At 71.0% G+C, this 11,111-nt stretch carries 10 protein-coding genes and 1 pseudogene; 5 read left to right on the top strand and 6 right to left on the bottom strand.

Annotation, left to right across the window (positions count from 1 at the left end; all coding sequences use genetic code 11):
• The 4 genes and pseudogenes from GEV10_30380 to GEV10_30365 form a co-directional block, all read right to left on the bottom strand.
• Nucleotides 1-126 (bottom strand): VOC family protein (locus GEV10_30380; GenBank protein MQA82717.1); only part of this gene is annotated, 126 nt, incomplete at its 3' end.
• 77 nt (nt 127-203) lie between these two features.
• Nucleotides 204-440: pseudogene (locus GEV10_30375) on the bottom strand (AMP-binding protein).
• Between the two features lie 227 nt (nt 441-667).
• Entirely contained in the window at nt 668-1,312 is a 645-nt protein-coding gene (locus GEV10_30370; protein MQA82716.1) for a response regulator, read from the bottom strand.
• Entirely contained in the window at nt 1,309-2,307 is a 999-nt protein-coding gene (locus tag GEV10_30365) for a sensor histidine kinase (GenBank protein ID MQA82715.1), read from the bottom strand. Before GEV10_30365 ends, GEV10_30370 begins: the two co-directional genes overlap by 4 nt.
• 232 nt (nt 2,308-2,539) lie before the next feature.
• On the opposite strand from GEV10_30365, the gene GEV10_30360 reads away from it, so the two are divergent.
• A complete protein-coding gene (locus tag GEV10_30360) occupies nt 2,540-3,451 on the top strand; it encodes an ATP-binding cassette domain-containing protein (GenBank protein MQA82714.1) in 912 nt (303 codons plus the stop codon).
• A complete protein-coding gene (locus GEV10_30355) occupies nt 3,448-4,209 on the top strand; it encodes an ABC transporter permease (GenBank protein MQA82713.1) in 762 nt (253 codons plus the stop codon). The genes GEV10_30360 and GEV10_30355 overlap by 4 nt, the downstream gene beginning before the upstream one ends.
• 76 nt (nt 4,210-4,285) lie before the next feature.
• Here GEV10_30355 and GEV10_30350 read toward each other — a convergent pair whose 3' ends face one another.
• Nucleotides 4,286-4,645 carry a glyoxalase gene (locus GEV10_30350; protein MQA82712.1) on the bottom strand — a complete coding sequence of 120 codons (360 nt, stop codon included), beginning with the start codon at nt 4,643-4,645 and terminating at the stop codon, nt 4,286-4,288.
• Nucleotides 4,646-4,735: 90 nt separating this feature from the next.
• Nucleotides 4,736-5,566 carry an alpha/beta fold hydrolase gene (locus GEV10_30345; GenBank protein MQA82711.1) on the bottom strand — a complete coding sequence of 277 codons (831 nt, stop codon included), beginning with the start codon at nt 5,564-5,566 and terminating at the stop codon, nt 4,736-4,738.
• Nucleotides 5,567-5,672: 106 nt separating this feature from the next.
• Here GEV10_30345 and GEV10_30340 point away from each other — a divergent pair, with 106 nt between their 5' ends.
• Genes GEV10_30340 through GEV10_30330 form a run of 3 tightly spaced genes read left to right on the top strand, consistent with a single transcriptional unit; the run spans nt 5,673 to nt 10,980 of the window.
• Nucleotides 5,673-7,475, top strand: coding sequence for a thiamine pyrophosphate-requiring protein (locus GEV10_30340; GenBank protein MQA82710.1), 1,803 nt, complete (start codon nt 5,673-5,675; stop codon nt 7,473-7,475).
• 53 nt (nt 7,476-7,528) lie between these two features.
• Entirely contained in the window at nt 7,529-9,883 is a 2,355-nt protein-coding gene (locus GEV10_30335; GenBank protein MQA82709.1) for a phosphoketolase, read from the top strand.
• Complete coding sequence (locus GEV10_30330) at nt 9,883-10,980, top strand: acetate/propionate family kinase (GenBank protein MQA82708.1); 1,098 nt, start codon at nt 9,883-9,885, stop codon at nt 10,978-10,980. The genes GEV10_30335 and GEV10_30330 overlap by 1 nt, the downstream gene beginning before the upstream one ends.
• The last annotated feature ends 131 nt before the right edge of the window (nt 10,981-11,111 follow it).

Below are 11,111 nucleotides of genomic sequence, written 5' to 3'. Positions count from 1 at the left end.
GTCCCAAGTAGCAAACCCCTCCGGTGGCGGCGGTACGACGTACCCCAACACCTCGCACCAGAAACGAGCGACGCGCTCAGGTTCTGCGCAGTCGAAGGTGACTTGGATCTGCTTGACCGACGCCATCGGTCCACCATAGAGACGCGACCCAGCCATCGCCGCGCAGGTCGCGGTCTCGCGTGACATGGGTTGGTGACCCGCTCGAGGTCGTCGGGAGTGGAGTCCGGGCTCGTCGGCACCATGACGGCGCCGAGTCGCGCGCCCGCGAACAGGCACTCGGCGAACTCGACGCAGTTCGGCAGGTGGACGTGGAACCTGCTCCCCGGCCGATCCCGAGCCGCCACCTCGTTCGAGGCCGCCAACCCCAGGCACGAGCACGAGTGGGAGGAACTCGGGAAGCTGGGGATCCCCGACGACAAGGTGCTCGTGCCCGGCGTCATCGACGTGAAGACGAACGTGCTCGAGCACCCACGCCTGATCGCCCAGCGCATCGGCAGGTTCGCCGACATCGTCGGGCGGGAACGCGTCATCGCCGGGACGGACTGCGGGTTCGGGACGTTCGTCGGCTTCGGCGCGATCAACGACTCGGTGGCGTGGTTCAAGCTCGGCAGCCTCGCTGAAGGTGCACGTCTGGCGTCGGAACACCTCCTCCGCGCGAGCGCCGCGGTCAGCCGTCGCTGACCGAGACCAGGCCGGACTCGTAGGCGGCTATCACCAGCTGTATCCGGTCCCGAGCGTGGAGCTTGGCCAGCAGCCGGCTGACGTGTGTCTTGACCGTGGCGGTGACCAGGTGCAGCTCGGCGGCGATCTCGGCGTTGGACAGGCCGCGGGCGACCAGCTCCAGTACCTGACGTTCCCTGCCAGTGACGCCGTCGAGGCTCCGGTGTGCAGTCGGCTTCGCGGGTCGGTCCACGAACGTCGCGATCAGGCGGCTGGTCACCGTCGGCGCCAGCAGTGCCTCCCCGGCGGCGACCACGCGGATTGCGCGGAGCAGCTCTTCGGGTGGCGTGTCCTTGAGGAGGAAGCCCGACGCGCCTGCCCGCAGCGCCGCGTAGACGTACTCGTCCAGGTCGAACGTGGTAAGGATGAGCACCCGCGGGCCGGTGATCCGCCGGGTGGCGTCGGTGCCGTCCATCCCCGGCATTCGGACGTCCATCAGCACGACGTCCGGGGACTCGCTGCGGGCGAGCCTGACCGCTTCGGCGCCGTCCGCCGCCTCACCCGCGACGGAGATGTCTGGGGCCATCTCGATCAGGAGGCGGAAGCTCGCGCGGAGCAGCTCCTGGTCGTCCGCGATCAGCACCCGGATCACGTGAGCTCCCAGGACGCGGTGACACCGAATCCCCCGCCGGGACGCGGGTCGGCGGTGAACCGGCCGCCGTACATTGCCACCCGTTCCCGCATGCCGACCAGGCCGTGCCCGTCGGCCGACCCAGGGAGCACCCGTGCACCGGGACCATCGTCGACCACCTCGATCGTGACCCATCCGCGGTCGACGGCCACGTCGACCTGGCACTGTGCGGGAGCGGCGTGCTTGACCACGTTGGTCAGGGCCTCCTGGACGATCCGGTAGACCGACAGGGCCATCCCGTCGGGGAGGTCGGCCGACCCCGTCACGTTCATGGCAACCCGGACGCCCGCCTGCCTGGCTCCTTCGGCCAGCTCGGGCAGGCCGTCGAGATCCGGTGCCGGTGCGCGTTCGATCTCGAGATCCTCCGAGGCGGAGCGCAGCACGCCGAGCATCCTGCGCATCTCTGCCACGGACGCGCGTCCGGTCCGCTCGATGCTCCGCAGCGCCTCGGCTGCTGCGTCCGGGCGTACCTCGACGGCGAGTGCCGCGACGCCCGCCTGCACGGTGATCAGGCTCATGCTGTGTGCCACGACGTCGTGCATGTCCCGTGCGATCCGCATCCGCTCCTCGGCGACAGCGCGCTCGGTGCGGTGGCTGGCTTCCCGCGCGAGGTACTCCCGGCGTGTGCGGACGGCGCGGCCGGTGGCCCAGGCGCCCACCGCGGCCACGTCGACGGGCAGCAACGCGAGCAGCCAGAACGTAGGTGACGGATCCACGACGGCGGCTGCCACCGACGCCGGCAGCCCGATCAGCAGCCCGGCGACTGCTCGGCGTCCGCGCGCGAGCAGCCCGGTCGTGTACATCACCAGCACCAGGGCGAACATCCCGTTGCCGTGTGTCGCCGCCTCCACCAGGATCAGCCCGCCCCACAGGACGACGGCCGACAGCAACGGCCAGACCCGCCGTACGGCAACGGGCGCCGCGATCGCCACGGCGGCCGGCAGGTTGACCCACACCGAGTTCACCGAGGTGAGGTACTCGAAGAGGAAGCCCACGCCGAGCGCGGCGTCCAATGCGATGAGCTCGCCGCGCCGCAGCCTACGAGTGAGCAGGTTCACGGCCTCACGTTAGGCACCGCAGCGCTTTGGCGCATCCGTCCGTCGGCGTCGTTCTCGGGACGGACATCCGGCGACATGTTCACTCCTGTGGGCGATGCGTGCCCGGCCGCCGGGCCTGGAGAGTGGAGCCATGATCGAGGTTGACCAGCTGACGAAGCGATACGGCCGCACGCTTGCGGTCGACCGGCTGTCCTTCCAGGTGCGGCCGGGGCAGGTGACCGGCTTCCTCGGGCCCAACGGGGCGGGGAAGTCGACGACGATGCGGGCCGTGCTCGGGCTCGACGTGCCGACGTCCGGCCGCGCGCTGGTCAACGGCAGGCCGTACGCCACCATCCGGCGCCCGCTGCACGAGGCCGGCGCACTCCTGGATCCCGACGAGATCCACCGAGGCAGGAAGGCCCTGCCGCATCTGCGGGCGCTCGCGCTCGCCAACGGGATCGGCGGGGGCCGGGTCACCGAGGCGCTGGAGCTCGTCGGTCTGGCCGGCGTCGCGCGGAAGCGCGTCGGAGGTTACTCGCTCGGCATGAAACAGCGTCTCGGCATTGCCGGAGCGCTGCTCGGCGATCCCGGCGTGCTGCTGTTCGACGAGCCGCTCAACGGGCTCGACCCCGACGGGATCCGCTGGATCCGCGGGCTGCTGCGCTCCTTGGCCGCCGAGGGCCGGACGGTCCTGGTCTCCAGCCACCTGATGAGCGAGATGGCACTGGTCGCCGACCACGCCGTCGTCATCGGCAGGGGACGGTTGCTGGTCGACTCGCCGATGCGGGAGCTGCTCGAGCGGTTCCACCGTGCGGTGCTGGTGAGAGCGGCCGAGGCGGCGCGCTTGACCGGACCGCTCGAAGCGGCCGGCGCAACGGTGAGTTCGGCGACGGGGGAGGACCCTGCCAGCCTCCAGGTGACCGGCCTGGCGGCGCGCGAGGTCGGTGCGATAGCGCACGCTCACGGCGTCGCACTCGAGGAGCTGACGCAGCGCAACGCGTCACTGGAGGACGCCTTCCTCGAGCTCACCGAACAGAGCGTCGAGTTCGGGGCACGCCGATGATCGGCCTGATCGCCTCCGAGTGGCTGAAGATCCGCAGCGTCCGCTCCACGCCGTACCTGCTCGTCGGTGGCGGCGTGATCCTGCTCGCCCTCACCGTGCTCGCAACCGCAGCCGCGGTGAGCTTCTGGGACGACGCGTCGGCGTCTGTGCGGGCGAACGTCGGACCGGTCGGCGCGGGTATCGACGAGGGCATCCTCCTGGCGCCGTTGATCTTCGGGACGTTCGGCGCCCTGGCCATGACGGGTGAGTACGCGACCAGGTCGATCCGTACCAGCCTGGTGGCCGTACCGCAGCGGCCGGCATTCCTGCTCGCGAAGGCCGCCGTCGTCCTCGGCCTGGGGCTCCTCGCCGGCCTGGTCACAGTGTTCGCCATGTACGGCACCGCCCAGGCGATCGTGGCCGACCGGCCGATCGGCGCTCCTCTGCACCTGGCCCTGAGCGACCTGTTCCCCTGGATCGGCGCGCTGACGGTGGTGGCCCTGCTGGGCCTTGGCATCGGCACCGTGCTCCGCTCGACCGCGGGCAGCATCGTCACCGTCGTCGGCCTGGTCTACGTGCTGCCGCAGGTGGCGAACCTGCTCGCTGAGCCCTGGGCGAGCCGGCTCGTCTCGGTCAGCGTGATCGGCCTGCGCTCACAGCTCACGGGCGGCGTCGACGACGCGATGTTCACCCCGCTCGTCGCGGCCCTGCTCCTCGCCGCGTGGGCCGTCATCCCCCTCCTCCTCGCCGGGGCGGTCCTCCACCGCCGCGACGCCTGACGCACGACGCGCGGGATGCGGTCGAGTGATGGACCCCGTCCTCCGTCATCCGGTCGCGCGACGGACTCGACCGAACTCACTCGTCCTTGTGGCCCGTCACGTTGATCACGTTGCCGTCTGGCGCGCGGACGAAGAACCTCCGGATGCCCCAGGACTCCGTCGTGAGCGGGTGGACGATCTCGAAGCCCCGTCGTCTCGCCTCCTCGTACGCCTCCTCGATGCCGTCCCCGACGGCGACCGAGATCACCGCATCGTGCGGAGCCGTCGCGTCGCGAGTGACGAGTTGAACGACGGCTCGGCCGTCCGGGGACTGAAAGCGGGCGACCCAACCCATGTCGAATCCCTCGACGCTGAGCCCGAGGTAGTCGACGTAGAAGTCGCGAGCCTCGCCAATGTCTGGGACCGACAGATCCGCGAAAATATTGGTGACCTGCACTGTGACTCCTTCTCTCCGCGACCGTACGGTCGCGGTTCTCCTGCGACTCTGCCGCGCCAGCCCAGGTCGGCGCGCGGCATCGCCATGCGGTCAGGGGCGCGTGCTGTCACGTCCGTCCGTCCTCTCGATCGTTGCGTGTACGGCGTGGGCGAGGTCGTCGGGTCGGGTGAACGGGAACGAGTGTGTGCCCCCGGCGACGGCGACGAACATGCCGCCGGGGCGTCGGGTGAGTTGTCGACCCCAGGCGGGCCGTGCCAGGAGGTCGCGCTCGCCCATCACCACGGTCAGCGGCGCGGCGATCCTGCTCGCCCAGTGCTCTGGTGCATCGGTCAGCATCGACACCAGCATGGCGGTCACCCGGCGCAGGTCGGCGTGGCGGGCGTCCGGCAGTTGTGAGCGGTGGAGCTCCCGCGGCTCGCGGCGGTCGCTGATGAGCCACCGCCCCAGGAGCCGGTGCATGGTGCGGTATGCGGGATCGACGGTGGGGCTGGCAAGCACCACGGCGCGGAGGCGCTCGTCGCTCGCGGCGGCGGCCCGCAGGACGACCTGCGTGCCGTAGGAGTGGCCCACCAGCACGTACGCGCCGTCGATGTGGGTGCGCAGCCAGGCGGTGAGCGTGGCCGCGTCGTGGTGCAGGGTCAGGGCGCCGCCGGCGTTCGGTGCGTCGCCGACGCCGGGCAGCTCCACCAGGTGGGCGCGGGCGAAGGTGGCGATGCGCCACTGGGGTGGCTTCAGGTAACGGGAGACGGCGAGGCCGGGGACGATGACGACATCGGTGCCTGAACCGATGGTGGTCGATTGCGTCGCGGCGAGGAGCCGCGCGACGTCGCGGGCACGTCGCGTCAGCCGACGCGTCACCGCCCGGGCCCAGCGCGGGCCACTCGGGTCGCCGCCGGTCTCCGCCCCGCTGTCGCCCGTCATGCCGCTCACCTACACCGCCGCGATCCCGCTAGTCGCGCACGGTCGCCGTGGTTTCGCCTCCCCGGCCGTGGGTAACCGTCGGGTCAGCCCAGCTTCGGGAGGAGCCATGTCGAAGACCGTAGCCGACTTCCTGCTCGGACGCCTGAGGGAATGGGGCGTCGAACACGTCTTCGGCTACCCGGGCGACGGCATCAACGGCCTCCTGGCGGCCTGGGAGCGGGCCGGTGACAGGCCGCGGTTCGTCCAGTCCCGCCACGAGGAGCTGTCCGCGTTCGAGGCGACCGGCTACGCGAAGTTCTCCCGGCGTCTCGGCGTCTGCGCCGCCACGTCGGGGCCGGGGGCGATCCACCTGCTGAACGGGCTCTACGACGCCAAGCTCGACCACACGCCGATGCTCGCGATCGTCGGACAGACCAACAGGAGCGCCATGGGCGGCGACTACCAGCAGGAGGTCGACCTCGCCTCGCTCTACAAGGACGTCGCGGCCGACTACGTGCAGACCGTGATGGTGCCCGAGCAACTGCCGAACGTGCTCGACCGCGCGATCCGCACCGCACTAGCGCGGGGCACGGTGACGGCGCTCATCATCCCCGCCGACGTGCAGGAACTGGACTACTCGCCGCCCACCCACGAGTTCAAGATGGTCCCGTCCAGCCTCGGGATGACGCAGGTCGCGCCGCGCCCGCGCGCCGACGACGTCGAGCGCGCCGGTGACCTGCTCAACGCCGGCGAGCGCGTGGCGATGCTCGTCGGGCAGGGGGCCGCCGACGCCGCCGACGAGGTGGAGCAGGTGGCCGACGTCCTCGGTGCGGGTGTCGCGAAGGCGTTGCTGGGCAAGGACGTGCTGTCCGACGAGTTGCCCTGGGTCACCGGCGCGATCGGGCTGCTCGGCACCCGGCCGAGCTACGAGATGATGCGCGACTGCGACACGCTGCTGACGGTCGGCTCCAGCTTCCCGTACTCGCAGTTCCTGCCGCCCTACGACCAGGCCCGAGCCGTGCAGATCGAGCGCGACCCGACGACCATCGGCATGCGGTACCCGTACGAGATCAACCTCGTCGGCGACTCCACCGCCACGCTGACCGCCCTGCTGCCGATGCTGCAGCGCAAGACCGACCGGTCGTGGCGCGAGAAGATCGAGAAGGACGTCGCCCGCTGGTGGGAGGTCATGGAACGCCGCGCCGGCGTCTCGGCCGACCCGATCAACCCCGAGCTGGTGTTCCACGAGCTGTCGCCGCAGTTGCCCGACGACGCGATCATCACGGCCGACTCCGGGTCTGCCGCCAACTGGTACGCGCGCCACCTGCGGTTCCGCGGCCGGATGCGCGGCTCGCTGTCGGGCAACCTCGCGACGATGTGCCCGGGACTGCCGTACGCGGTCGGCGCGAAGTTCGTCGAGCCGGGACGTCCCGCGGTCGCGCTCGTCGGTGACGGCGCCATGCAGATGAACGGCATCAACGAGCTGATCAGCGTCGCGCGGTTCTGGCGGGAGTGGGACGACCCGCGCCTCGTGGTCGCGGTGCTGAACAACGGCGACCTCAACCAGGTGACGTGGGAACTGCGTGCGATGGGTGGATCGCCGCAGTTCCTGCCCTCGCAGCAGCTGCCCGACTTCCCGTACGCCGGTTACGCGGAGAGCATCGGGCTGCGCGGCGTGAAGGTGGAGCAGCCCGACGACGTGCGCGGCGCGTGGGAGCAGGCGTTCGCGGCCGACCGGCCATGCGTCGTCGAGTTCGTCACCGACCCCGCCGTGCCGCCGATCCCGCCGCACGTGACGTGGGACCAGATGGAGAAGGCGTTCGAGTCGATCGTCCGTGGCGACAGCGACCGCTGGGATATGGTCAAGGAAGGCGTCAAGGCGAAGATGCAGGAGGTCCTCGCCGGGCCGCGCGGCAAGAGAAGGCAGTGACGGCAGATCCCGACGAGTCGAGGAACGTGCCGATGACCGACGCGCTGCAGGTCATGGGGAAGCCGCTCGACGACGACGCTCTGGCCGCGGTCGACGCGTACTGGCGGGCGGCCAACTACCTGTCGGTCGGGCAGATCTACCTGCTCGACAACCCGCTGCTCCGCGAGCCGCTGCGACCCGAGCACGTCAAGCCGCGGCTGCTCGGGCACTGGGGGACCTCGCCCGGCCTCAACCTCTGGTACGCCCACCTCAACCGCGTGATCAGGGCGCGCGACCTCGACGTCATGTACGTCATGGGTCCCGGCCACGGCGGCCCGGCCGCTGTCGCGAACGCCTGGCTCGAGGGCACGTACAGCGAGATCTATCCCGCCGTCTCGCGTGACGAGCGCGGCATGCAGCGCCTCTTCCGGCAGTTCTCCTTCCCCGGCGGCATCCCCAGCCACGCCGCGCCGGAGACACCTGGGTCGATCCACGAGGGCGGCGAGCTCGGCTACTCGCTCGCGCACGCGTACGGCGCGGCGTTCGACAACCCAGGGCTCGTCGTCGCGTGCGTCGTCGGTGACGGCGAGGCGGAGACGGGACCGCTCGCGGGGAGCTGGCACTCGAACAAGTTCCTCGACCCCGTGCACGACGGCGCCGTGCTGCCGATCCTGCACCTCAACGGCTACAAGATCGCCGGACCCACCCTCCTCGCCCGGATCCCCGAGGACGAGCTGGTGCGGCTGTTCGAGGGGTACGGGCACCATCCGTTGCTGGTCAGCGGCGACGATCCCGCGCAGGTGCACCAGGCCATGGCCGCGGCGCTCGACACCGCGTGCGACCTGATCGCCGACGCGCAGGCCGCCGCGCGCGAGGGCGGGTCGCGGGAGCGTCCGCGCTGGCCGATGATCGTCCTCCGTACGCCCAAGGGATGGACCGGGCCGCACGAGGTCGACGGCGTACCTGTCGAGGGCACGTGGCGTTCGCACCAGGTGCCGCTGTCGGGCACGCGCACCAATCCCGAGCACCTCGCCCAGCTGGAGTCGTGGCTGCGCTCGTACCGTCCCGGCGAGCTGTTCGACGACGGCGGCCGCCCGGTCGGGAGGCTCGACGGGCTCGCCCCCGAGGGCGATCGCCGGATGAGCGCCAACCCGCACGCGAACGGCGGGCTCCTGTCGAACGAGCTCGAGCTGCCCGACTTCCGCGACCACGCCGTCGCGGTCGGCGCTCCGGGCACGGAGACGGGGGAGGCGACCCGCACGCTCGGCGCCTGGCTGCGCGACGTCGTCGTGGCGAACCCGGAGACGTTCCGGATCATGGGGCCCGACGAGACTGATTCGAACAGACTGAGCGCGGTCTTCGAGGTGACAGACCGGGCGTGGCAGGGTGACCGGCTGCCCACCGACGAGCACCTCGGCCCGCACGGCCGGGTCATGGAGGTGCTCAGCGAGCACCTGTGCCAGGGCTGGCTCGAGGGTTACCTGCTGACCGGGCGACACGGGCTGTTCAACAGCTACGAGGCGTTCGTGCACATCGTCGACGCGATGTTCAACCAGCACGCCAAGTGGCTCGAGGTCTCCCGCAAACTGCCGTGGCGCCGACCGATCCCGTCATTGAACTACCTGCTCAGCTCGCACGTCTGGCGGCAGGACCACAACGGCTTCACCCACCAGGATCCCGGCTTCCTCGACGTCGTGATGAACAAGAAGGCCGAGATCGTCAGGGTCTACCTGCCGCCCGACGCCAACTGCCTGCTGTCGGTCACGGACCACTGTCTGCGGTCGCGCGACTACGTCAACGTCGTCGTCGCCGGCAAGCAGCCGGCGCTGCAGTGGACGTCGATGGACGACGCGCTGGTGCACTGCGCGCGCGGGCTCGGCATCTGGGAGTGGGCGAGCAACGACGGCGGCGACGCACCCGACGTGGTGCTCGCCTGCGCCGGCGACGTCCCGACACTGGAGACGCTCGCCGCGACCGACCTGCTGCGCCGGCACCTGCCCGACGTGCGGGTGCGCGTCGTCAACGTCGTCGACCTGATGCGGCTGCTGCCCGAGAGCGAGCATCCGCACGGCCTGTCGGACGCCGAGTACGACACGGTGTTCACGGCGGACCGTCCCGTCATCTTCGCGTTCCACGGCTACCCGTACCTCGTGCACCGACTGACCTACCGCAGGAACGGCCATGCGAACCTGCACGTGCGCGGGTACCGCGAGGAGGGCACCACCACGACACCGTTCGACATGGTGATGCTCAACGACCTCGACCGCTTCCACCTGGTGATGGACGTCATCGACCGCGTGCCAGGTCTTGCGGCGCGCGCCGGGCACGTGCGACAGCGCATGGCCGACGAGCGGCTGCGGCACCGTGCCTACGCGCGCGAGCACGGCGAGGACGCCCCCGACGTCAGCGAGTGGACCTGGCCGCACTAATGCGTGTGCTGGTGGTCAACGCAGGGTCGAGCAGTCTGAAGCTCGACCTCCTCGACGGCGACGACACCGTGCAAGGCCACGAGTCGATCGAGGTGAGCGACGGCGAGTGGGACTCCGCCGACGTCGCCGAGGCGGTGCGGGACCTCGGTACGCCGGACGCCGTCGGCCATCGCGTCGTGCACGGCGGACGCGAGTTCACCATGCCCGTGCGCATCGACGACGAGGTCATGGAGCGGCTCGACGCCCTCACCGACCTCGCTCCGCTGCACCAGCCGAAGTCGCTGGCCGGGATCGCCGCTGTGCGCGCGGAGCTGCCCGACGTCCCCGCCGTGGCGTGCTTCGACACCGCGTTCCACGCCCACCTGCCGGAGCCCGCGGCGACGTACGCGCTGCCGCAGGAGTGGCGTGCGGAGTACGGGATCCGCCGCTACGGGTTCCACGGTCTCTCCCACGCGTACGCGACGCGGCGGGCGGGCGAGCTCGCCGGTGGCGCCTCGTCGGTACGCCGCGCCGTCGTCTGCCACCTGGGTGCGGGTGCGTCGCTCGCGGCCGTGCTCGACGGCCGTTCGGTCGACACCACCATGGGTTTCACACCGCTGGAGGGCCTCGTCATGGCGACGCGGTCGGGCAGCGTCGACCCGGGCCTGCTGCTGTGGCTGCACACGCACGCAGGCATCGCCGTGGCCGAGCTCGAACGCGCGCTCGAGCACCGCTCGGGTCTCCGCGGGCTCGCCGGCACCCCCGACCTGAAGGCGATCCTCGCCTCGGCAGCCGACGGCGACGACGCTGCGACGCTCGCGCGCGACACCTACCTGCACCGCCTCCGCGCCGGTATCGCGTCGATGACCGCCGCGCTCGGCGGGCTCGACGTCCTTGTGTTCACCGGCGGCGTGGGGGAAGGTGCCGCCGGGGTACGTCAGGCGGCGACCGACGGCCTCGCGTACCTCGGTACCGGCGTCGACCCGCGCCGCAACGCGGCGGTGGACGGCGACGCCGACATCACCGCGGACGGCGCGCGCGTGCGCACGTTCGTCGTCGCCGCCCGTGAGGACGTCGAGATCGCCGCGGGTGTGCGCCAGGTCCTCGTCGCCGCCTGACCAACCTATGAGGTCGAAGTCAAGTCCGGGCTTGAGGTGAGCTTGGGCATGGTGGGCTGGCTCACCGGCTGGATGCCGCTGAGCTTGGTCGTGGGTGGATGGTGGTGCGTCGCTGCGGGCGGTGCCTCGCG

The sequence above is a fragment of the Streptosporangiales bacterium genome (assembly GCA_009379955.1).
Classification (GTDB): Bacteria; Actinomycetota; Actinomycetes; order Streptosporangiales; family WHST01; genus WHST01.
This window is presented reverse-complemented; position numbering and strand designations above follow the sequence as displayed.